Origin of the sequence: Nitrosococcus watsonii C-113 (assembly GCF_000143085.1) — a bacterium.
GTDB classification, from domain to species: domain Bacteria; phylum Pseudomonadota; class Gammaproteobacteria; order Nitrosococcales; family Nitrosococcaceae; genus Nitrosococcus; species Nitrosococcus watsonii.
Genome location: NC_014315.1, coordinates 714,226 through 735,873 on the forward strand (window position 1 = coordinate 714,226; position 21,648 = coordinate 735,873).

Annotated in this window: 25 protein-coding genes and 1 tRNA gene; 17 read left to right on the top strand and 9 right to left on the bottom strand. The window is 47.6% G+C overall.

Annotated features, from left to right (window positions below; genetic code table 11):
• Positions 1–16 precede the first annotated feature (16 nt).
• Both rdgB and rph read right to left on the bottom strand, forming a co-directional pair.
• Positions 17–619, bottom strand: coding sequence for an RdgB/HAM1 family non-canonical purine NTP pyrophosphatase (rdgB, locus tag NWAT_RS03380; protein WP_013219751.1), 603 nt, complete (start codon positions 617–619; stop codon positions 17–19).
• A 4-nt stretch (positions 620–623) separates the two neighbouring features.
• Positions 624–1,343, bottom strand: coding sequence for a ribonuclease PH (gene rph, locus NWAT_RS03385; protein ID WP_013219752.1), 720 nt, complete (start codon positions 1,341–1,343; stop codon positions 624–626).
• A gap of 216 nt (positions 1,344–1,559) precedes the next feature.
• Between rph and NWAT_RS03390 the strand changes: the two genes are divergently transcribed.
• The 5 genes from NWAT_RS03390 to NWAT_RS17955 all read left to right on the top strand — a co-directional run bounded on the left by NWAT_RS03390 (position 1,560) and on the right by NWAT_RS17955 (position 4,557).
• Entirely contained in the window at positions 1,560–1,880 is a 321-nt protein-coding gene (locus tag NWAT_RS03390) for a hypothetical protein (RefSeq protein WP_013219753.1), read from the top strand.
• Between the two features lie 353 nt (positions 1,881–2,233).
• The gene (locus NWAT_RS03395) at positions 2,234–2,851 is read left to right on the top strand and encodes a methylthioribulose 1-phosphate dehydratase (protein WP_013219755.1); all 618 of its coding nucleotides are present in this window, start codon (positions 2,234–2,236) and stop codon (positions 2,849–2,851) included.
• A gap of 5 nt (positions 2,852–2,856) precedes the next feature.
• On the top strand, positions 2,857–3,399 hold the full coding sequence (locus tag NWAT_RS03400; RefSeq protein ID WP_013219756.1) for a 1,2-dihydroxy-3-keto-5-methylthiopentene dioxygenase: 543 nt from the start codon (positions 2,857–2,859) through the stop codon (positions 3,397–3,399).
• A 3-nt stretch (positions 3,400–3,402) separates the two neighbouring features.
• Positions 3,403–4,080, top strand: coding sequence for an acireductone synthase (mtnC, locus tag NWAT_RS03405; RefSeq protein ID WP_013219757.1), 678 nt, complete (start codon positions 3,403–3,405; stop codon positions 4,078–4,080).
• A gap of 348 nt (positions 4,081–4,428) precedes the next feature.
• Entirely contained in the window at positions 4,429–4,557 is a 129-nt protein-coding gene (locus tag NWAT_RS17955) for a DUF1816 domain-containing protein (RefSeq protein WP_232420241.1), read from the top strand.
• 82 nt (positions 4,558–4,639) lie between these two features.
• On the opposite strand, the gene NWAT_RS03410 is transcribed toward NWAT_RS17955, so the two are convergent.
• The gene (locus tag NWAT_RS03410) at positions 4,640–5,188 is read right to left on the bottom strand and encodes an HPF/RaiA family ribosome-associated protein (RefSeq protein WP_013219759.1); all 549 of its coding nucleotides are present in this window, start codon (positions 5,186–5,188) and stop codon (positions 4,640–4,642) included.
• Between the two features lie 575 nt (positions 5,189–5,763).
• On the opposite strand from NWAT_RS03410, the gene yidD reads away from it, so the two are divergent.
• Entirely contained in the window at positions 5,764–6,000 is a 237-nt protein-coding gene (gene yidD, locus NWAT_RS03415; protein WP_013219760.1) for a membrane protein insertion efficiency factor YidD, read from the top strand.
• A gap of 44 nt (positions 6,001–6,044) precedes the next feature.
• Positions 6,045–6,881 carry a M23 family metallopeptidase gene (locus tag NWAT_RS03420; RefSeq protein WP_013219761.1) on the top strand — a complete coding sequence of 279 codons (837 nt, stop codon included), beginning with the start codon at positions 6,045–6,047 and terminating at the stop codon, positions 6,879–6,881.
• 78 nt (positions 6,882–6,959) lie between these two features.
• Here the strand turns inward: NWAT_RS03420 and NWAT_RS03425 are convergent, their stop codons facing one another.
• On the bottom strand, positions 6,960–7,421 hold the full coding sequence (locus tag NWAT_RS03425; RefSeq protein ID WP_013219762.1) for a hypothetical protein: 462 nt from the start codon (positions 7,419–7,421) through the stop codon (positions 6,960–6,962).
• A gap of 560 nt (positions 7,422–7,981) precedes the next feature.
• Between NWAT_RS03425 and NWAT_RS03430 the strand changes: the two genes are divergently transcribed.
• Complete coding sequence (locus tag NWAT_RS03430; protein ID WP_232420196.1) at positions 7,982–8,647, top strand: TPR end-of-group domain-containing protein; 666 nt, start codon at positions 7,982–7,984, stop codon at positions 8,645–8,647.
• Positions 8,648–9,076: 429 nt separating this feature from the next.
• Here NWAT_RS03430 and NWAT_RS03435 read toward each other — a convergent pair.
• A tRNA-Val gene (locus NWAT_RS03435) sits at positions 9,077–9,151 on the bottom strand.
• Positions 9,152–9,223: 72 nt separating this feature from the next.
• Here NWAT_RS03435 and NWAT_RS03440 point away from each other — a divergent pair.
• Both NWAT_RS03440 and murU read left to right on the top strand, forming a co-directional pair.
• Entirely contained in the window at positions 9,224–10,183 is a 960-nt protein-coding gene (locus NWAT_RS03440) for an aminoglycoside phosphotransferase family protein (protein ID WP_013219766.1), read from the top strand.
• Positions 10,184–10,195: 12 nt separating this feature from the next.
• Positions 10,196–10,864 carry an N-acetylmuramate alpha-1-phosphate uridylyltransferase MurU gene (gene murU, locus NWAT_RS03445; RefSeq protein WP_013219767.1) on the top strand — a complete coding sequence of 223 codons (669 nt, stop codon included), beginning with the start codon at positions 10,196–10,198 and terminating at the stop codon, positions 10,862–10,864.
• Between the two features lie 190 nt (positions 10,865–11,054).
• On the opposite strand, the gene argF is transcribed toward murU, so the two are convergent.
• The 3 genes from argF to NWAT_RS03460 form a co-directional block, all read right to left on the bottom strand.
• Entirely contained in the window at positions 11,055–11,969 is a 915-nt protein-coding gene (gene argF / locus NWAT_RS03450; RefSeq protein ID WP_013219768.1) for an ornithine carbamoyltransferase, read from the bottom strand.
• Positions 11,970–11,983: 14 nt separating this feature from the next.
• On the bottom strand, positions 11,984–13,165 hold the full coding sequence (locus NWAT_RS03455) for an aspartate aminotransferase family protein (RefSeq protein ID WP_198342176.1): 1,182 nt from the start codon (positions 13,163–13,165) through the stop codon (positions 11,984–11,986).
• A gap of 186 nt (positions 13,166–13,351) precedes the next feature.
• Positions 13,352–13,933, bottom strand: coding sequence for a superoxide dismutase (locus tag NWAT_RS03460; protein ID WP_013219770.1), 582 nt, complete (start codon positions 13,931–13,933; stop codon positions 13,352–13,354).
• A 288-nt stretch (positions 13,934–14,221) separates the two neighbouring features.
• On the opposite strand from NWAT_RS03460, the gene grxD reads away from it, so the two are divergent.
• The 7 genes from grxD to NWAT_RS03495 all read left to right on the top strand — a co-directional run bounded on the left by grxD (position 14,222) and on the right by NWAT_RS03495 (position 20,587).
• A complete protein-coding gene (gene grxD, locus NWAT_RS03465) occupies positions 14,222–14,554 on the top strand; it encodes a Grx4 family monothiol glutaredoxin (RefSeq protein WP_013219771.1) in 333 nt (110 codons plus the stop codon).
• Positions 14,555–14,735: 181 nt separating this feature from the next.
• Positions 14,736–15,059: an ATP-dependent Clp protease adapter ClpS gene (gene clpS / locus NWAT_RS03470; RefSeq protein WP_013219772.1), complete on the top strand. Its 324-nt coding sequence runs from the start codon at positions 14,736–14,738 to the stop codon at positions 15,057–15,059.
• A 158-nt stretch (positions 15,060–15,217) separates the two neighbouring features.
• Positions 15,218–17,479, top strand: coding sequence for an ATP-dependent Clp protease ATP-binding subunit ClpA (clpA, locus tag NWAT_RS03475; RefSeq protein ID WP_013219773.1), 2,262 nt, complete (start codon positions 15,218–15,220; stop codon positions 17,477–17,479).
• Positions 17,480–17,620: 141 nt separating this feature from the next.
• Positions 17,621–18,106 carry a Fur family transcriptional regulator gene (locus NWAT_RS03480; RefSeq protein WP_013219774.1) on the top strand — a complete coding sequence of 162 codons (486 nt, stop codon included), beginning with the start codon at positions 17,621–17,623 and terminating at the stop codon, positions 18,104–18,106.
• Between the two features lie 23 nt (positions 18,107–18,129).
• Positions 18,130–19,020 (top strand): metal ABC transporter solute-binding protein, Zn/Mn family, encoded by an 891-nt coding sequence (locus tag NWAT_RS03485; RefSeq protein WP_013219775.1) that lies wholly within the window; start codon positions 18,130–18,132, stop codon positions 19,018–19,020.
• On the top strand, positions 19,020–19,751 hold the full coding sequence (locus NWAT_RS03490) for a metal ABC transporter ATP-binding protein (RefSeq protein WP_013219776.1): 732 nt from the start codon (positions 19,020–19,022) through the stop codon (positions 19,749–19,751). The genes NWAT_RS03485 and NWAT_RS03490 overlap by 1 nt, the downstream gene beginning before the upstream one ends.
• A 5-nt stretch (positions 19,752–19,756) precedes the next feature.
• Positions 19,757–20,587 (top strand): metal ABC transporter permease, encoded by an 831-nt coding sequence (locus NWAT_RS03495; RefSeq protein ID WP_013219777.1) that lies wholly within the window; start codon positions 19,757–19,759, stop codon positions 20,585–20,587.
• A 634-nt stretch (positions 20,588–21,221) separates the two neighbouring features.
• Here the strand turns inward: NWAT_RS03495 and NWAT_RS16595 are convergent.
• Positions 21,222–21,446, bottom strand: coding sequence for a hypothetical protein (locus NWAT_RS16595; RefSeq protein WP_013219779.1), 225 nt, complete (start codon positions 21,444–21,446; stop codon positions 21,222–21,224).
• Positions 21,447–21,648: the final 202 nt, after the last annotated feature.

The window sequence follows — 21,648 nt, forward strand, 5'->3', positions numbered from 1 at the left end:
AAGAAAGTGGTGGCGTTTAGTTCTCCTCACGGAGGACATCGAGGAGTGCTCTTAAGGCTTTACCCCGGTGACTTAGGCGGTTCTTTTCCGGGGGCGACAGTTCCGCTGCGGTACAATGGTGTTGCGGTAGATAAAAAATCGGGTCATATCCAAACCCGCCATTGCCCTGGGGGGCAAGCAGGATCTGTCCTTCCCATGTTCCTTGGCAGATGAGTGGCGTAGGGTCTTGCCAGTGGCGCATATAGACGATGACGCACTGATAACGGGCATGAAAGGGTTGTTCTGGCACTTCTTTCAGGTTTTTTAGTAGTTTTTCCAGATTTTTTTGATCAGTAGCCTTTGGACCCGCGTAGCGGGCCGAATGAATTCCTGGTTGCCCACCCAGGGCATCAACTTCTAGGCCAGAATCGTCAGCAATAGCCGCCAACCCGGTATGCTGAGTCGCAGTGCGTGCCTTGAGAAGAGCATTTTCGACAAAACTGAGACCGCTTTCCACAGCCTCAGGGACACTGAATGCAGACTGGGAGATGGCTTCCATTCCAAGCTCATTCAAAACTTCACCTATTTCCCGTAACTTACCCGGATTGTGACTGGCCAAAACGATTTTTGCTGAGGACATGACGTTAATTCCTGGCCAAAACTTCCGTTTGTTGAGCAAGTAAAGTGGTAATGCCGTTTTTCGCTAACTCCAACATGGCTTGCAGTTCGTTCATCCGGAAAGCATGGCCTTCAGCAGTTCCCTGTATTTCGATAAATGCCCCTGCTTCATTCATGACCACGTTCATGTCGGTTTCTGCGGTGGAATCTTCGCGATAATCCAGATCTAGCACGGGTGTTCCTTCGTAAATGCCTACGGATACCGATGCAATCTGGCCATGAATAGGACTATGGGCAATGGCTCTTTTTTTAAGGCGGTTGTGAATTGCATCTACCAGGGCTACATAGCTGCCCGTAATGGCGGCGGTCCGGGTGCCGCCATCCGCTTGAATGACATCGCAGTCGAGGGTAACAGTGACCTCGCCCAGCGCAGCCAGATCGACAACTGCTCGCAAAGCGCGTCCAATAAGGCGCTGGATTTCCAGGGTACGCCCCCCTTGGCGTCCCTGGGCTGCTTCCCGTCCCATTCGGTTATGAGTGGAGCGAGGTAGCATCCCATATTCAGCAGTAATCCAGCCTCGCCCCGTGCCTTTTAGAAAGCGGGGAATCCGATCCTCGACCGAGGCGTTACAGATCACCCGGGTATTGCCAAATTCCACCAATACTGAACCTTCGGCATACTGGGTGTAGTGGCGGGTAAAATGGATAGGACGTAATTCGTGTGGAGCGCGGCCGCTTGGTCTCATGATCGATTTCCTTTCCGGATTTTAAAAACCCATCTCGCTATGACTCCTAGCAATAGTCATGGCAGTTTCAAAAACGCCTATTATTATAACGGGTAGAATTCCATAATGGAGAAATACGCTTTTTATAAATGTTAATTATTATTATTAATGTTTGCGTTATAGCGTATATTAACTATTATTAATCAGACAAAAAGGTAGAGCCTAAGGAGAGCAAAGATGCCTAACTCGATGCCTGATGAAATGTCCTTGAAAAAAGCAATCCATCCCCAGGTTGCTTTTTATGGATTGGAAACCACGGTTTGTTATTTGATGACTCGATTCATGACCCATCCCTGCCCGCGCATTGGTCGTGCGATTGTGCATCATTTGCAGTTACTCGCGGAACACCCGGACGTTCAAGATGAAGCCGAAAGTAATGAGGTGTATGAAGTCCTTCTAGAAGAATGGCAGGCCATTACCTCAAGATTAAGCCGGCAGCCCAATTTTCACCCCAGGGATGGATTGTCGTCCAGACGAGAGGAGGTAAAGGGTTTTTAGGATATTCAACGCGCTCCCAAAGGATAAAGGGGAAATTCTGTTCCTTGGTTTGGTAGGCAGAGACACCATAACGCCAATTTGCCGCTGGAAAAGCATGTGGTTGGTGCTTGTGTTTTAGTGTGTCGCTCTATTTACGATTCGGCTTGGAGGGCATCCTCATGCGTCCCTGCGCTCTTTATAAGGCGTTGTTTGCATTGGCGCCTCTTCGTATAATGGTCTGGGATATAGGGCTGCAGGAAGTAGGTTTGCCATTACTATAAAATTCGACGAGTGAATTTTCTTGTTTAGCGTAAATGTTGGAAACCATGTTTAATGAAGGTTTTAACAAAGCAATGAGTAAGCGATCAATTTGAATGGATGAAGAGGACGCTTGTTTCCAACGAGCCGTTGTCCAATTAGCAAGGGTTGGCCATTTCTTTTTTGAGCGGGGCTGGGTGCCTGCCACCAGCGGCAATTTCTCCGTGCGCCTTGACTCCGAATATATGGCGATTACCGTATCCGGTTGGCCCAAAGGCCAACTAAGCCAAGACGGGATATTGCTGGCAAGCCTGGAGGGTTATCCCTTAACGGCGAATAAGCGTCCCTCTGCCGAGACTTTGCTACATGCGGCTTTATACCGGCGTACCCTTGAGATCAATGCCATTCTCCATACCCACTCGGTTTATGCTACTGTGCTGTCCCGGCTACTAGTGGATGAATTGGTGTTAAGTGATTATGAAGTGCTGAAAGCTTTTTCTGGAATAAAAACTCACCAAACCACGGTGCGGATTCCTATTTTTCCCAATGATCAAAATATGGAGCGCCTAGCCTCTACCGTGGATGCTTATTGGGCGCGGAATCCTGGCGCTCCAGGGTATCTTATCGCCGGGCATGGCTTGTATACTTGGGGGCCTACCGTGGAGGATGCTTGCCGTCACGTGGAGGCCCTTGAATTTTTACTTGAATGCGAGGTACTCAGACAGAAGTTATAAAGCCCATGAGTATATTGAAAATCTACCATGAAAATGACCCTTCCGAGGCTCAAATTTATAAAGAATTTGATGAGATAACTCAATTCATGGAGGGGATTGGAGTGTGTTTTCAACGATGGGAAGCGCAAAAGCCTTTATCCTCGGAAGCTCCCCAAGAGGAAATTCTGTCCGCCTATCGAACTCCCGTGGATCAGCTCTGCCAAGAATATGGATTTAAGTCAGTAGATATCATTAGCGTTAAGCCCGATCATCCGGAAAAGCAAGCGCTGCGGGAAAAATTCCTAAGCGAGCACACTCACAGCGATTTTGAGGTACGTTTCTTTGTGGAAGGAAAAGGGCAATTTTATCTTCATGCTCAGGGCAAGGTGTATGCCTTGCTATGTGAGCAAGGGGATTTCCTGAGCGTGCCCGCGGGTTTGCCTCACTGGTTTGATATGGGGGAGAATCCAAACCTGACATGTATTCGTCTCTTTACCACGCCAGAGGGGTGGGTTGCCAATTTTACCGGCAATGATATTGCTGACCATTTTCCCCGCCTAACCCAGTAAATCATGATCCAAGCGGTTATTACCGATATTGAGGGAACCACTACTTCTCTATCTTTTGTAAAGGATGTTCTATTCCCCTATGCGCGGGAGCGGATGGCCGATTTCGTAAGACAACGGGCAGAAGATCCGATAGTAGCCTCCTTGCTTAGGGAAGTGCAGGCAGCGGCTCCGGATAAGACGCTGGATCAAGCGGGGATTATTCGTCAACTGCTTGCCTGGATGGATGTGGATGCCAAGGTGACGGCGTTGAAATCCCTGCAAGGGTTGTTGTGGGAGGCAGGTTACCGGCGTGGCGATTTTACTGGCCATATTTACCCGGATGTTGAACCCAACTTGCGGGCCTGGCGGAAGTTAGGCATTAGCCTCTATGTCTTCTCTTCGGGTTCTGTGCAGGCTCAGAAGCTTTTATTTGCCCATGCACCTGGGTGTGATCTAACCTCGCTTTTTGATGGGTATTTTGATACGCGTATTGGCTCCAAGCGAGAACCGAATTCCTACCAGCGTATTGCCGACGCTATTGACGTTCCATCCGAAGACATTCTTTTTCTATCTGATACGGAGGAAGAACTGGATGCGGCAGCTGCGGTGGGGATGAATACAATATGGTTGGTTCGGAACGAAAAACTAAATCCCGGTGCATCCCATCCTCAGGTGCCAAATTTTAATTCTATTCGAGTTTGAAAAACCGGGCGAGCGATCCAAGTGTAGATTCCCAAGTTACTCTGCCAGCTTTTCATCCCGCTACATTCTTCCTTGTTTTTCCGCGGAATCTATACTATCTATATAGATTAATAGCTTAGTGCACGTTATTAACCAGGAGGATTGGTCGGCTACCGCTAATTTATTTTTGGGTTGAAGATACGCGTTTCAATCATTCTCCCTCATTTTAAAAATCTGTCACTTTTGGGACGTATTATGGTCATTTAAAGTGACTTACCGTTGCTTAAAGGCACTGCCATGATCAGAAAACAGACTCGGTTCCGCTGTGTTGCGCAAAGAGGATGGTATTTCCTTACCCGTGAAGGCCAGATGGGTCCTTTTGATACGCGGCGCGAAGCTGAAGTGATGTGTCAGCACTATATTCATAAGATAAGGAACTCTCACCAGGAGGGAAAAGCCAGGCGGGAAACGAGAAAATTAGCTTATTTCTCTAAATAAGGGAAAGGGATTGCGAAAATTTAGCGGGGGGAGAAGGGCGATGTATTTATCGTAAGCTGTGACACCGCCCTCGGCGTAGGCTTTAGTTCTTAATATGAACAGTGCTTGCCTGGGGGCCTAAATCTCCCTCTTCTTCAATAAAATGCACTTCATTGCCAACTTTGAGTTCCTTGAATCCTCCATTCAGGATGCTATTTCTGTGGAAATAAATTTCTCGGCCGTCAATAGTTTCGATTTTACCGTAGTCTTGTTCAGGGACAAGTACTGATATACGGCCAGAGGGTGGCGGCTCATGATATTTAACATGGCCCCGTTGCCGCTGGATGTGGCTTTCAAGCTGGCGCTGTGCAGCATTAAAGGCGTCTCGGATGGCAACATATACATCTTGATGGGCTTGCTTCCCATGATGTTCGCGACTGACTACTAGTTCCCCTCCCGGCACCGTCAGATCAATACGAACATGGTAAAGTTTGCCTTGGTGGTGATGTTGGTGGGGAGCTTCGACTACTACTCGGCAGCCCATGATCCGATCGTGAAATTGCTCTAATTTAGCGGCTTTTTTGCGAATTTTGTCCTCTACGGCTAGGGACGGCTCCATATGGCGAAAGCTAATTTGTATAGGTAATTGCATACGGGTGCCTCTCCGACAAAGTTGGCTTTAATGAAGTGGTTGAGATGGATAGACTATCCAGCTGTACTGGCCTGGATTGCTTGGTTTATAGCCCATTGGGTACATAATAAAGAAAGAATGTACAAGCGAAGTATAGTTTATGGGGGTTGCTCAGGATTCTTCTCCCGTGCTTTTGGCAGGGGGATAGCGGAATTCTTTGGGATATTGCTTAGTTGTTGTCATCCTTAGGGGTAATTCCTCGGGAACTGCGGTTCCAACTCTCCGTCCCTATAGCTTTCAGCATTTCCAGGAGAGGGGTTCCGTCTTCTAATTAGAACTACTTATACAATATATATTATTGTCATGCCAGTAGTGTAGATAGGGATGGTCCAGGCTAATTTAAGTATAGGGGTCGAAGTTTTATCTGGCCATTGGTAAGAAGTTTCCTATCGTTTTTTCTTGCTAGAAGGACAGTAAAATTATCAGAATTGATTATTGGTTAGTGCTGGATTACGGGTTGTTTTAACATCCGGCGTGAAGAGAGTTGCTTTTCAGAAGGAAAAGCATGCGAAACTTATAGCATGGAGCGATGGTAAATGAAGAATATTCTGCTGTCCCTGATTGTTTTTTACCGCTATGCTCTTAGCCCTTTTATGGGTAATCATTGCCGCTATTATCCTTCCTGCTCAGCCTATACTCAAGAGGCCATCCAGCGTTATGGTGGATTTCGAGGTGGTTGGTTAGGGCTGAGGCGCCTTTTACGTTGCCATCCCTTTTGCCCTGGCGGTATTGATCTAGTACCCGAAATACCCGAATGGCGATCTAAATCCTGAAAAGCGGAAATAGACCCATAGTAAAACAAGGGAGAAATAGGCTGATGATACGTGGGCTGATGGGATGGTTAGGATTTGGGTGGTTATTCCTGTGTCCAGCATGGGGGGCGGAACCGATGCTGGAACTCAATGGGGTTTTGCAACAAGGGAGCTTAGTTATTGGGCGAACGGAACCAGGAACGCAGGTATTCCTGGATGGACGTTGGGTACGAGTCTCCAAAGGAGGGAGCTTTTTAATCGGTTTTGGCCGTGATGCCAAGCCTAAGTCCATTCTTAAGCTCGTTACCTCCGATGGCGCTTATAAAACCCGAGAACTTAAGATTGCCCAACGCCAATATCAAATCCAGCGTATTGAAGGGCTACCCTCCCGTAAAGTAACTCCTCGCACTGAGGATTTGGCGCGTATTCGTAAAGAGGCTGCTCTGGTCAGGAAAGCGCGGGAGATGGATGACTCGCGCACCGATTTTCTTAGTGGATTTATCTGGCCTGTGCATGGCGCTATTTCTGGTGTTTATGGGAGTCAGCGAATATTAAATGGGCAGCCTCGGCGACCCCATTATGGAATTGATATCGCAGCGCCTACCGGAACGCCCGTGCGGGCCCCAGCGGATGGACTGGTTACCCTGGTTCATCCTGGTATGTTTTTTTCGGGAGGAACGCTAATCCTCGATCATGGACATGGGCTTTCATCGGCATTTTTGCATTTGCACCGAATCCTGGTAAAAGAAGGCGAACAGATAACCCAAGGAGAAATCATTGCCGAAGTTGGGGCTACGGGTCGGGTTACCGGCGCTCATCTGGATTGGCGGATCAATCTTTTTCAAACCCGGCTTGATCCCCAGCTCTTGGTTGCGCCGATGCCGGCTGGGGGTATGCAGTAATTGGGTTAAATCGCTACATCTCCTTTGCTGAGAAAAAGGGCAAGAAAAATTAATGGAGCACTGCGATAGCAAAAACCTCTAATAGCCGCATTGATCGGGGGTGACTACGACTTCACCGATAGGCTGATGGTTCTTGTCACGGAAAGAGTAGCGGGCGTTAACTCCATGTGCTAGAAAGATATTGAGATCAGGGCTATTACAAGCCAAATCAAGTGCTTTCTGTCTCATTTTCTCTACAAATTCTTGGCTATCGAATTGATCCGAGGAAGCATGTATTTTGATATATTGATACACTAATTCCCCCTCTCGCCCCTCTACGTTGTGAAGCTCCGTGTTTTGATCAACTTTTCTAGGGAGAGACTTATTGGTCTGGGCGGCAATAATACCAAGAACGGCTTGCGTGGGTAACTCTTCCGGGCTGACTTTCTCTCCATTGGGAAGGATAATTTCGTTTGAATTTAACCATTGATTGCTTGCCACGACGATACCCACTGCCAGAATAGGAAGGAAAATCCAAACATATCTCAGAGTTTTTTTCATCTTTCTGTCCTCTATATAACCATTAGCTATTACTAGGGTGATTGCTAAGTATCTAAAAATATTAAAAGCATTATAGGCCAAACAGGGTTTGGTATTATGATACCAACTTTAACGTTATTATTGCTCAGGCTCAGTCTGAAGTATGCTGGAATAATTGAGATAACACTGGAATTTCCTCTTTTCAAAGTAAGTACTGAAAATGGTGAAGTCGAGTCGCTGTCGGCTCAGTCCCCATGATTTAAAAAATGAGTGATGTGCTGCGAGATACTGAAATTTCGCCATGGGCAGTATGGAAAATCTTGGCATTTATGCCTCTATTGCTTCTTTAGAGAAAAAGAAGACGCTGCCCTTTGTTATTGGATAAAATGACTATGTTCCAAGTCCGCCATGGCGTGAACTTGGAGGAAAACTTAGCCTTACTCCAGCCAGTCATTATGGTACGAGGGCCTATTATTTCGGTATAGGAGAATTAGAAAAATAAGTTTTATAATATTAATGGGAAGCTGTAAATGAAAAAAATTAAGCGACGGTTGGCCAGAAATGAACTGGCTCGGGGAAAATTGCAAGCCCAGAAAGCAAGAGAAACGCTGGATTCTAAAGCAGATGATTTTTTTAAAAATGCTTATAAAAAATTCTCTTCGGCTGCTTTGCTGGATTCCGAGGATGGAGGAATTTTTCATTATTGGGGCTTAGTGCTGTATGACCAGGCCCAGCGCAAACAGGGTAAGGAAGCTAAGGAGCTCTATCAGGCGGCAGGGGAAAAATTTGAAAAGGCGCTTAATCTTGAACCGGATAACGCTAAAATCATGAACGATTGGGGGGCGGCTTTAATTGAGCAGGCTAGAAATAAACCCGATAAGCGTGCCGAAAGTTTTTATGAAAAAGCGAAAGAAAAAATTACTGCCGCCGATGCGTTGGAACCAGGGTTGGGCGCCTATAATTTAGCTTGTATTCATAGTTTGCGTAGAGAACAAAAGGCATGCCAAAAATATTTAGAGCAAGCTCATCTAGCGGGTAATCTTCCTTCAGTAAAATATCTTAAAGTAGATCAGGATCTAGATAATGTTAAAAATGAGAAATGGTTTCAAGATTTTCTTGGAAAAATCTCTGAGGAGGCAGAGAAAAATCTAAAAATAGAGGAGAGGGAGGTAGAAATAGAAGTACCGCCAGAAGGTAAGCAGAAAAATATTTCTAATTCTTGGTGGCGCAAACTAAGGCGATCCTAAGATTTATTTGGGAGTCTGTATTAATGGATAGGCACGGGCACCCCGCATCACGGTGCGCCCATGCTTGTTTAAAGAGAAGTAGATGAGAAGTTAGGCTATGGCTAGACTCATTAGAGTGATAATTAGCGTGATGTAAAAGACTAAGAACAAGGAATTAAGAGCTGATTCTCTAGTTTTATGCTTTTTGTGAGCGCATGATTTAGATTGCTGATTTAAGCCGGTCTTTGTATATGGGAAGGTGTTGTTGGGCTCATTTCTCATGGCTATTTACTCCTTATCGTTTCAACTTGATATCAGGATAACCATTGAAGCTGAATAGAAGATGAAAAATGAGGTTAATTACCTGTGAATAGAGAGGGGGTTAGGGAATGTATCTTCCCTCTAATACCACCCAACAGGTGGATATAAGGAGGAAATAATGGATGCTATTGGTGGGCGATACTGGGATTGAACCAGTGACCCCTGCCGTGTGAAGGCAGTGCTCTCCCGCTGAGCTAATCGCCCTACATCAATTCTGAATTTTACGGCTAGACCCTGTTAGGGTCAATAACTACTTTAAGTTTAAAGAGGGAAGAAGTGTCCGATCCACGTTTCGATACCTTACAGCAATGGTTGGAACGGGGGCTTGGTTTAATAAATTACCGCCTGGCGCCGGCCTCGGAGGATGCTAGTTTTCGGCGCTATTTTCGGGTGTATTACCATGGGATGAGTCTAATCGTTATGGATGCTCCGCCGGAGCAGGAGGATTGCCGGTCGTTTATCCATATTGCCAAAGAATTTCGTGGCTTAGGACTCAATGTGCCCGAAGTGTTGGAACAAAATTTAGAACAAGGTCTTTTGCTGCTTACCGATCTGGGGGAGTATCCATATCTAAGAGTCTTGAACTCCCATAATGCCTCAACGTTCTATGGGGATGCTTTAGTGGCTCTGCGGTTGCTTCAGGGAGGGGAGAGTGATTTACCCTCCTATGACCAGGATTTGCTGCTGAAAGAGATGAGGTTATTCCAGGAATGGTATTTGGAAGGGCACTTAGGAATCGAGGTAGGGACGTCTTTAGATAAGGTATTCGAGCGGCTTGCAGCCTCAGCCTTAGAGCAGCCGCGGGTGCTCGTACATCGAGATTACCATTCTCGCAACCTGATGGTGACAGAGCAAGCTAATCCGGGGATTTTAGATTTCCAGGATGCGGTGAAGGGTCCGGTAACCTACGATTTAGTATCTTTATTGCGGGACTGCTATATTGCCTGGCCCCGGGATTGGGTTCTCGTTTGGCTCTATGATTACCGGCGTCAAGCTGCTCGGGCAGGCATTCCAGTAGGCGCTAGCGAAGCGGAGTTTCTGCGTTGGTTCGACTGGATGGGGGTGCAGCGTCATTTGAAGGCAATCGGGATCTTTGCCCGTTTGAATGCCCGGGATGGAAAGTCAGGTTATCTTAAGGATATTCCCCGGACTTTGGATTATCTTCGCACTGTAGTCCGCCAATATGGGGAACTCGCGGACTTGGACCGGGTGCTAAGGGATTTCTCGAACCAATGAAGTGAGCTCGCTATGAAGGCCATGATTCTAGCCGCTGGTCGCGGGGAGCGAATGCGGCCGTTGACCGATAATACCCCTAAACCCTTGCTTTGGGCCGGTTCCAAACGCCTAATCGAATATCTCATTGAGTCCTTAGCAGCGGCTGGATTTATCGATCTTGTGATTAATCATGCCTATTTTGGTGGGCAGATAGAGCAAGCGTTGGGGAATGGCGAGCGCTACGGTGTTCAAATTTGTTATTCCCCCGAGGGGGGTGAGGGATTAGAGACGGGAGGTGGTATTTTTCAGGCGATTCCCTTGCTTGGGAAGGAGCCTTTTCTAGCTGTCAATGGCGATATTTGGACGGATTATCCTTTCACTAGAGTGCAGCAGGTACCAATAGGACTGGCCCACCTAATTTTGGTAGATAACCCCCCTTACTCTCCCCACGGGGATTTTGCCTTGCAGGGGGAACGAATAGCCGCTATGGGCGCCAATAAGCTAACGTTTAGCGGTATGGGGATTTATCGCCCGGAGCTATTCGCCCAATGCAATCCTGGCCGGTTTCCCTTGGCCCCTTTACTGCGGGAAGCGATGGCCCAGGGTCGGGTGACGGGAGAGCATTATCGAGGGCAGTGGCGTGATATCGGTACTCCATCCCGTTTACAGCAATTGACTCATTGGCTGCGGAGCCATAAATAGCCAATTCTTGTGAGTCCTGCATACAAGAAGGATTTTGTTGAAGGATTAAGTATTCTGGAGAAAGTTCCGGGGGTTGGTTTTTTGGGTCTTTTTACCTCAGCCCCTATGCGTAAGCACTAATTACTGCCTTATAGGAGCGATTAAGCAGCACAAAACTGGCTATATTTTCTCAGAGTTTTTGCCGAGATACTTATAATGGCCCGCCTACGAGTAGTTTTTCCAATAAAGCCTTTTGGGCATGGAGACGGTTTTCAGCTTCATCCCAGACTACGCTTTGGGAACTATCCATGACTTCCGCACTGACCTCCTCGCCCCGGTGAGCGGGAAGACAGTGCATGAAAAGCGCATCCCGTTTGGCCAGGGACATGAGCTCGCTATTGACTTGGTAGTCAGCAAGATCTTGAAGTCGGCGGTGTTTTTCTTGTTCTTGCCCCATGCTGGTCCAAACATCGGTAACGATTAGATCAGCTCCTCTAACTGCTTCCTGCGGTTCTGCCATGATTTGTACTCGCTCCCTAGCTATTTGTAAAATAGCGGGGTCAGGTCCGTAGCCTGTTGGCGTGGCAATATGTAGCTGAAAATCGAATTGGCAGGCCGCATTAATATAGGATTGGCACATATTATTGCCGTCTCCTATCCAAGCTACGGTCCGACCCTGAATATCTCCCCGGTGTTCGAAGTAGGTTTGGATATCTGCCAACAATTGACAGGGGTGATAACTGTCCGTTAGGGCATTGATGACGGGTACTTGAGAGTAGGCGGCGAAATGTTCCAGCATGGAGTGGGAAAAGGTGCGGACCATTAGACAGTTTACCATCCGGGAGAGAACCCGGGCAGTATCCTCTAACGGTTCTCCCCGTCCTAATTGGGTATCTCGGGGTGAAAGGAAAACCGCATTGCCGCCTAGTTGAATCATGCCCACTTCGAAGGAAACACGGGTGCGGGTAGAGGATTTCTCAAATAACATTCCCAATACTTGGTTTTTTAGGGGCTCATAGATTTTTCCTTGCCGCTGCAATGCCTTGAGTTCAATAGCCCGGCGCACTAATTGCTTGATTTCATCGGCTGGTAGGTCGAATAAGGTCAAAAAATGTGGTACCGCCATTGCTATCTTCCCGACTATCCGTTTTTAAGAAACGCTCTGATCAGTTTGTCGACTTTCATGATAATGATATCGGCTTCTTTATCGCTAATAATTAAAGGGGGAAGCAAACGGATGACGTTGCCCGCCGTGACATTAATCAGCAGCCTTTCCGCTAAGGCTGCTTGCATTAGCTGACCGCAGGGCCGATCGAGCATAATGCCTAACATTAAACCTTTCCCTCGAATAGCTTGAATCTCTGGTAAATCATGGAGCGTTTCCCGGAACGCTCCCAGTATTCTCTGGCCTAATTGCTCTGCTCGGGCGGATAGATCCTGCTGCGCAAGCGTTTCTAACACCGTCAAGGCGGTCCTACAGGCTAAGGGGTTACCACCACAGGTGGAGCCATGGCTGCCGGGTTGTATGACCTGGGCGGCTTCGCCCCGGGCAAGACAAACGCCAATGGGAATACCATTACCTAGGCTCTTGGCCAGAGTCATGACGTCTGGCTGTGACTGGCTGTGCTGGAAAGCGAACCAACGGCCGGTACGGCAAAGCCCGGTTTGGACTTCATCAAGCATCAGCAGCCACTCCTGGGTATCACAGATTGCCCGGATCTGATCGAGGTAGGTGTCATCTGGAATCACGATGCCTCCTTCCCCTTGAATGGGTTCCAGCAGGACGGCAGCAACGTCTTGGCGGAGCTGCCCGGGGAGTCGCTCCAGGGCGGACGCATCGTTATAAGGGACCCGGATAAAATTCTGAACTAGGGGCTCAAAGCCAGCGTGAATCTTGCTATTTCCGGTGGCGCTCAAAGTTGCGAGAGTACGCCCATGAAAGCTGCCCGTCATCACGATAATCTTTGGAGAGTCAATGCCTCGCCCGTGCCCATAACGGCGCGCTATTTTGAGGGCGGCTTCATTGGCTTCAGCGCCGGAGTTGGCAAAAAAGGCCCGTTCCATGCCGGCTAGAGTATTCAGCCGGGTGGCCAAGTCTTCCTGCCAGGGAATACGGTACAGGTTAGAAGTATGCAGTAAAAGCCCCGCTTGTTCTCTTATTGTCTGGGTAATGGCGGGGTGGGCATGACCTAGGCCGCAAACCGCAACGCCAGCTAAGGCATCCAGGTATTCATTGCCAGCAGTATCCCACAAGCGAGCACCCTCTCCCCGTTCAAAGGCTATCGGCAGACGGGCATAGGCAGACATTAACGGCTCGTTCATTACAGCAGCGCGATATAATTTGGATTATGAATGAAAAAGGCAGCCCCTTTTCGGGGCTGCCAGCGATTAAAAAGAGATTTTATTCCTAAGAGACTAAAAAAGTCCATCCCTAGACCAGGCTGAACAATGGAGTGAAGGGTGTTGAAGGAGCGTTTACTCCGTTAGGTGAGTAGCTCTCTTAGCAGGTTAGTTCGCCAGATTCTTGGCAACAAAATCCCAGTTAGCCAGCTTCCAGAAAGCCTCTAGGTATTTGGGTCGGGCGTTACGATAGTCAATATAGTAGGCATGCTCCCAGACATCGCAGGTGAGTAAAGGGGTTTTACCTTCGGTTAGAGGGTTACCTGCGTTGCTGGTACCTACAATGTCTAAGGAACCATCGGAATTTTTGACTAGCCAGGCCCAGCCCGAACCAAAAAGAGTGGTGGCCGATTGGCTAAATTTTTCTTTAAAATCGCTAAACGAACCAAAGTTTTTTTCTATTGCCTCCAATAAGGTGCCACTGGGCTCACCTCCTCCCTGGGGCGCTAGACAATTCCAATAAAAGGTGTGATTCCATACTTGCGCGCCATTATTGAAAAGAGTACCGGAAGCCTTGGTAATGATCTCTTCGAGGGAGGCATTTTCAAATTCCGTTCCAGGGACAAGCCCATTGAGTTTATCAACATAGGTTTGGTGATGCTTGCCATAATGGTATTCGAGCGTCTCCTGGGAAATATGGGGCTCCAGGGCGTTCAGGGCGTAAGGGAGTTCTGGTAAGCGATGAGTCATGCTTAATCTCCTTTGTCATATTGTTGGTTAGATATGATATAAAATATTAATAGTAGTCTAAGTGGGCCTAAGCAGCGATTGCAAGGATAGTAGCTAACGCGATTTAGGTTTTATATAGTCTCTTGGTCTGAATGCCGGTGAGATTTTATAAGATTGATATTGAGTTAGCAGGCAAAGCGTTGCAGCTCGGCTTCTTCCTAAGTAGGCTAGAGGGAAAGGAACCTTTATCCTATGATTAAGGTTAGTCCAACTTAATTTAGAATGCATGATATTTTGGAGAGATGCGTTATGGATACCATGGAACAGATTAAGCAAGCTGTTGAATCTAATTCGATAATTTTATTTATGAAAGGCTCGCCTCAATTTCCTCAATGTGGCTTTTCTGGCCGGACGGTTCAGGCGCTACAGGCTTGCGGCACGGAATTTGCCTATATAGATGTGCTAGCCAATCCAGAAGTCCGTGCCCTGCTGCCTCAATATTCAAATTGGCCGACCTTTCCTCAGCTATATATCAATGGTGAGTTAGTAGGAGGGTGTGACATTATCATGGAATTGTTTGAAAGCGGAGAATTGCAAACAAAGGTGCAGGAGGCTGTCCCTCATACTTCCGAGGAGGGGTAGTTGTTTGTTAGTCATCGAGGGGCGGTAGTGCATGGAGAGCTTCGGTAAGCAGCGCTGACACGTTTTTTTCCTTGAAATTGGCGCAATTGCCTCCTTATTATACAAATAGGATCTATAATTATTGCAGTACCGGTTTTCTCTTTAATCGAGAAAGAAGGTTAGGAGAAATCGGGTTTACTTTATGGGTAAGATAAATCCGGATGAAGAGAATGAGGGCGGCTTTGTCGTAGATACGGCGAAGCCAAAGCTCAAGCGGCCACCGCTGTATAAAGTGGTGATGCTCAATGATGATTACACGCCAATGGAGTTTGTTGTTAAGGTGTTACAAACTTTCTTCGCTATGGATAGAGGAAAGGCCACGCGTGTTATGTGGCAGGTTCATACCGAGGGGAGGGGAATCTGTGGTGTTTTTACCTATGAGATTGCGGAAACAAAGGCATCCCAGGTAAACGAGTATTCTATGAATCACCAACATCCGCTAAAGTGTGTTTTAGAAAGGGCGTAAATAGAAATGATAGCGCCTAATTTATAGGCGGGGTATTGCGGCTCGCAGTGGTTTGCGGTAGCGTCCTATATGCGGTAGCGTCCTATAATTGAAGATATAGGGTTTTTGATGATTTTTTTATTTGTCGGTATAGCTCACCTGAAGAGAGGTGATTGGCCATGTTAAGCAGGGATCTGGAAACAAGCCTGAACCATGCCTTTAAAAATGCACGGGAGAAAATGCATGAATTTCTCACGGTAGAGCACCTCTTATTTGCCATGCTGGACAATCCGGCAGCGGCTACCGTATTACGTGCCTGTGGTGCCAATCTGGAACAATTAAAACAAGAAATCACGGTTTTTCTAAATGAAACTACACCACTCTTATCGGCCGAGGATGGCCGAGATACCCAGCCAACCCTTGGTTTTCAAAGGGTATTACAACGGGCGGTGCTTCAGGTTCAGTCCTCGGGGCAAAAGGAAGTTACCGGCGCTAATGTTTTGGTTGCTATTTATGGGGAGCAGCAGTCCCAAGCGGTTTATTTTCTAAAACGCCAGCATATGACTCGCTTGGATGTCGTCAATTATATTTCCCATGGTATTAGTAAGGTTGATCCCCAGGGCAGCGACGGGGATTCGGCTGGCGCTTCGGAAGAAGCGGAGACCGCCGGTGCTGAAACCTCTGGGCAAAACCCGCTAGAGACCTATGCCACCAACCTTAACCGGCTGGCGGCGCAGGGAAGAATTGATCCTTTGATTGGCCGTAGCCTGGAATTGGAGCGGACAATCCAGATTTTGTGCCGTCGGCGCAAGAACAACCCCTTGTTTGTCGGTGAGGCTGGAGTAGGTAAAACGGCCTTGGCCGAGGGACTAGCGTGGAAAATTTCCGAAGGGAATATTCCCGATGTTTTACAGGACTGCACCATTTATAGTTTGGATATGGGGACTTTGCTGGCTGGCACTAAGTACCGGGGGGATTTTGAAAAGCGCTTAAAAGGCATTCTGTCCCAGCTCAAAAAAGAAAAAGCCGCTATCCTCTTTATTGATGAGATTCATACCGTGATTGGGGCAGGCTCGGCTTCTGGCGGGGTGATGGATGCTTCTAATCTTATCAAGCCCGCGTTAGCCTCCGGTGAGCTGAAATGTATTGGTTCCACTACTTATCAGGAATACCGGAATATTTTTGAGAAGGATCGGGCTTTGGCACGCCGGTTTCAGAAAATTGATATCCCCGAGCCTTCGGTAGAGGAGACGGTGCAGATTCTGCATGGATTGAAACCCCGCTTGGAAGCGCACCATAAACTACGTTTTTCCCAGACCGCATTGCGGACGGCCGCTGAGCTTTCAGCCCGTTATATTAATGATCGCCACCTTCCGGACAAGGCCATTGATGTACTTGATGAATGTGGTGCCAGCCAGCAGTTACTTGCGCCTTCCAAACGCAAAAAGGTCATTGGGGTGCAGGATGTGCAAACGATAGTCGCTAAGATGGCCCGTATTCCACCTAAACACATTTCCGCTTCTGACAAGGAAAGTCTGGCCAAGCTGGAAACTAATCTTAAGCGCGTCATATTTGGGCAGGATAAAGCTATTGAAGCGCTGAGTGCGGCTATCAAAATGTCCCGTTCTGGGTTAGGGGATACTGACCGGCCGGTAGGATCTTTCTTGTTTTCCGGTCCGACCGGTGTTGGCAAGACGGAAGTGACCCGCCAACTCGCCCATATTCTGAGTATTGAGCTTATCCGTTTTGATATGTCCGAATATATGGAGCGTCATACGGTATCTCGCCTTATTGGGGCGCCGCCGGGCTATGTAGGTTACGATCAAGGGGGGTTACTGACCGAGGCTATTTGCAAGAATCCTCATGCGGTTTTGTTGCTTGATGAAATCGAAAAAGCACATCCAGATGTGTTTAATTTGCTGCTGCAAGTGATGGACCATGGCACATTGACGGATAATAACGGGCGCAAGGCGGACTTTCGCAATGTTATTCTAGTTATGACCTCCAATGCAGGGGCGCAAGAGATTAGCCGGACTTCCATAGGTTTTACGCTGCAAGACCATTCTAGTGATGCAATGGAAGTGATCCGGCGGACATTTAGCCCCGAGTTTCGCAACCGGCTGGATGACATTATCCAGTTTCAGTCCCTGGATGCACCTGCTATTAGCAGCGTTGTAGATAAGTTTATATTTGAGTTGGAATTTCTCCTACAAGATAAAAATGTAACCCTTGAGGTAAGCGAAACGGCGCGGGCTTGGCTTGCCAAACATGGCTATGATGAGAAAATGGGTGCCCGCCCTATGGCCCGTCTTATACAGGAAAGGATTAAAAGACCGTTAGCAGAAGAATTATTATTTGGTAAATTGGCCAAGGAGGGTCATGTGGCGGTCGAGGTGGTTGGAGGCGAGCTTAGGCTGACTTGCCACAGTGGCAGCAGCTAGCCCCTGGAGTTGAGCTATTTTTAGAGACAGCCTTGGGTGCTGCGGTGCCCGTTGATTTCTGTCTTCCTTTCTGCGCGCATTTTCCCTAACTCTAAAAATTATGTTATAAAGTTACGTTGCTAGGCGTAATCGGGGTTTTCAATGTCTAATATTCTAGTCCCCTTTAAGGGACCTAGCCACGATCACTGGTGTTGCATCCGGAATGCGCTGGCCGTAGCGGAAAAAACCTGCGCTAGCCGAGGATTGCGGCTGACTAAGTTACGGCGCCGGGTTTTAGAATTAATATGGGATCGCCACGAACCAGCTAAGGCGTACGATATTCTTGATCAGCTGCGTCAGGAGCACCAGGCTGCTGCTCCTCCTACGGTGTATCGAGCCCTGGATTTTCTGCTCCAGACAGGTTTGATTCACCGGGTGGAAACCCTCAATGCTTATGTAGGCTGCGGCGATCCGGATCGGCTTCACATTGGACAATTTTTGTTATGTCGACGGTGCGGTACCGTAGCTGAATTGGATGCGCCTGAGATTACCGGGATTATTACTAGGGAAGCGAAATATTTAGGTTTTCAAGTGGATCGTCAGACTGTAGAAATTAGGGGATTATGCCCTCAGTGTAGTGGGGATTAGAAGCCCGGCAGGGCGAGAGGGTGATGAAATTCGGTAACGGGATCGCTCGGTCTTATCTTGCGAGTTTACTGGCAGCCTGGATAGGATGCTGGAGTCCTTATGCTTATACTGCGGACCCTCTTCCTGTCTTTGTTAGTATTTTGCCGCAAAAGTATTTTGTAGAGCGAATTGGTGGTCAGCGGGTACAGGTTTCGGTAATGGTGAGGCAAGGCCAGAGCCCTGAGACTTACGAACCTACTCCCCGGCAGATGGCAAAACTAGCTCAAGCTAAGCTTTATTTTCGTATTGGCATCCCCTTTGAGAATATCTGGCTGGAGCGAATGATTGCTGCTAATCCAAAGATGGAGGTAGTGGATTGCCGACAGGGCATCTCCTTATTGCCGGTGATGCAGAACCATTCCATCTTGGAGGCAGGAGATCATCATGGAATGGCTGATCCCCATATTTGGACGAGTCCCCCTTTAGTAAAAATTATGGCGGCCCATATTCGAAATGCGCTGATTGCCGTAAAGCCAGTGTTTAGTAGCCAATTTGAGAAAAACTATCAGGCATTTATTCAGGATCTTAACCAGCTTGATCAATATATCCGTCAAACCCTGGCTGGGATTACTCATCGCCACTTTATGGTCTTCCATCCGGCTTGGAGTTATTTTGCCCGTACGTATGGGTTGGAAGAAATTCCTATCGAACAGGCAGGCAAGGAACCTGGCGCCAAATCTTTAGCTGCGCTGATTGAGCGGGGTCGCCAGGAAGGGTTTCGAGCTATTTTTGTACAGAAGCAGTCTAGTCGAAGCAATGCGGAGCTGGTTGCCCGCGCTATTGGCGCCAAGGTTATCGTGCTCGATCCCTTAGCAGAAGATTATGGGCGCAATCTGCGTCATGTGGCCAGTGTGTTGGCAAAGGTACTCCGGTGATGAAACAGGAGTTAGCCATTTCGATTAAAGATGTTTGCTTTTCTTATTCTGGTCCTAGAGTACTGGAACATATTAATCTTGAGGTGTATCGGGGCGAATTCTTAGGACTGGTAGGCCCTAATGGAGGGGGGAAGAGTACCCTACTTAAGATAATTCTAGGATTATTGAGGCCCCTATCCGGCCAAGTCTCCGTGTTAGGTTTGTCGCCTAAGCGAGGACGGGCAGCAATAGGTTATGTACCCCAACATACCGTTTTTCCTGAAGATTTTCCGATTTCAGTAGAAGCGGCTGTCCTTCAGGGACGGTTAGGTAAAACCCGGCTTATTGGTGGCTATACGCGGGAGGATCGAGCCTTTGCCCGACGTGCCATGGAGCAGGTGGAAATTTTGGAGCTTAGCGCCTGTCCTTTAGCCGCTCTTTCTGGGGGGCAGTGCCAGCGGGTACTGATTGCGCGGGCTTTGGCTATGGAACCTGAAATTTTGATCCTGGATGAGCCGACTGCCCATGTAGATCTGCGCTTAGAAGAGAATTTTTTTCACTTGCTTAGACAGCTTAACCAACAGATGACCATTATTGTTGTTTCCCATGATGTTGGTTTTATTTCCCATTATGTCAACCGGGTTGCTTGTCTCAACCAGACCTTGATTTGCCATGAAACGGCGGCTGTCAGCGGAGAAATCATTAAGCAGCTCTATGGTGCTAGTGTGCGTATGATTGACCATACTCATTAATCTCTATGGATTTTTGGGAGGCATTTGGCCATGTCGCTTTTCTGCAAAATGCCCTAATCGCTGGAATTCTAGCGGGTTTGGGGTGTGGTGTCGTTGGCAGCTTTGTAGTGGTTAAGCGGATTGGCTTCCTGGCGGGAGGTATCGCTCATACGGTTTTGGGAGGTATGGGGGTAGCCTATTATCTAGGTAAAAGCCCTTTGTCAGGGGCTTTAGTTGCCGCTTTGCTAGCAGCCTTGCTTATTGGCTGGGTAAGCCTGCGATGGCGGGAACGGGAAGATACTTTAATTAGCGCATTTTGGTCCATGGGGATGGCGGTAGGGATGATTTTTATCTCCCGCACGCCGGGTTATAATGTTGATCTGATGGGCTATCTATTTGGCAATATCCTGATGGTATCGCAGGCGCAACTTTACCTGATGGCTGCCGTGGATGGAGTGATTATTCTTACTGTGGTGTTGTTCTATAAGCAGTTTCTTGCCCTTAGCTTTGATGAGGAATTTGCCCGCCTCAGGGGCGTTCCGGTCACTTTTTTCTACTTGCTGCTGCTTTGCATGGTAGCGCTCACGGTAGTTCTTTTAATTCAAGTGGTCGGTTTAATTCTGGTGATTGCTTTGTTAATGCTGCCTGCGGCCATTGCTGGTCAATATATGGGGTCTTTGGTCGGTATGATGTTGCTAGCATCTTTCTTAGGGATGTTGTTTGCTAGCACCGGTTTGGCCATTGCTTATGAGCCGGATTTACCAGCGGGCTCCACGATTGTGTTGGTGACAGGAGGCGCTTATTTATTCTCTACGGTAGGCACGGGACTGCGGCCACGCTGGCGAGCACAGCGCTAAATTTGGGTGTGGTGAGAGTGATTTTAGAAACATTTATCTTTCAATTGAAGGGTTTTGTGATGCTCTATTCATCCTTAGAATCGCGGTGTCGTCTTTAGCTTATCTCCCGGAGATAGTGTAGGGCGGGAAAGCGAACGCGCATCCCGCCTTTTAGGGGTTGTTTAATATAGCCCCTTAGGCCATCTTGTTGTGAGCTTCCCCAGAGTGGATAAGCGTGGCGCATTCACTACTCCCGGGATGAAGATGACTTTGATAGGTATGTGGATTACATCCATTAAAACTTGCTTAAGCAACGGTGGTTACTTTATTTATTTTAATGGAAGGGCCAGAAATGTTTTGTTGGTTGCTTTTGACCAGTGCCTGATGCCATCGTATCCGGTGAAGTGCTGATCATATTAACCGTTGATCCACTGATGGTGTAAGCGAGTGACCTTTCCGAATCAGTATAAAGCACCGTGCCTTCAGCTACTAGATTAGCGTTAGAGGTTTTGATGATTGTCCCAGTCGCTAAGAAGTTTATGGTGCCGGTGCATGTATTAGTGGAGTCTCGTATGACTACACCGCTAGATTGTATTTCACGAAGAAGAAGCCATAATGGTTGTCCGCTATCACCAAAATTTGAGAATATAGAGATTTAACTTGCCTCCCCCAGTGTGAAATTCCCATCATTATCAACCGCGAAGAATCCCGTTTCTGTTAAAGGAACGGGGCCACTACTGGTATAGCTTGTTCCATTGTACAGATAACCATATGATCCAAGCAGGCGACATGATCTATTCGGATCGGCAAAAGCCGCGCAAGAGTAGAAAAAGATTACTGTTATAATCAAATTTACTGCTTTTGCTCTATTAATATCCATGGATTCCCTCTTGACATGATGGGTTATCGTTTTTTCGCATAATATCAGCGTTATTTCCCATTATGCTAGCCGGCTTGCTTGACTTAACCAAGCTTTAAGGTGCCATGAGATGATGATCATTAGCGAAGCAATCATCTAGTAGATCCATGGTGAGAATGCACCTATGACTAGATCATACCCGCTAATTTCTATGAATTTTTGG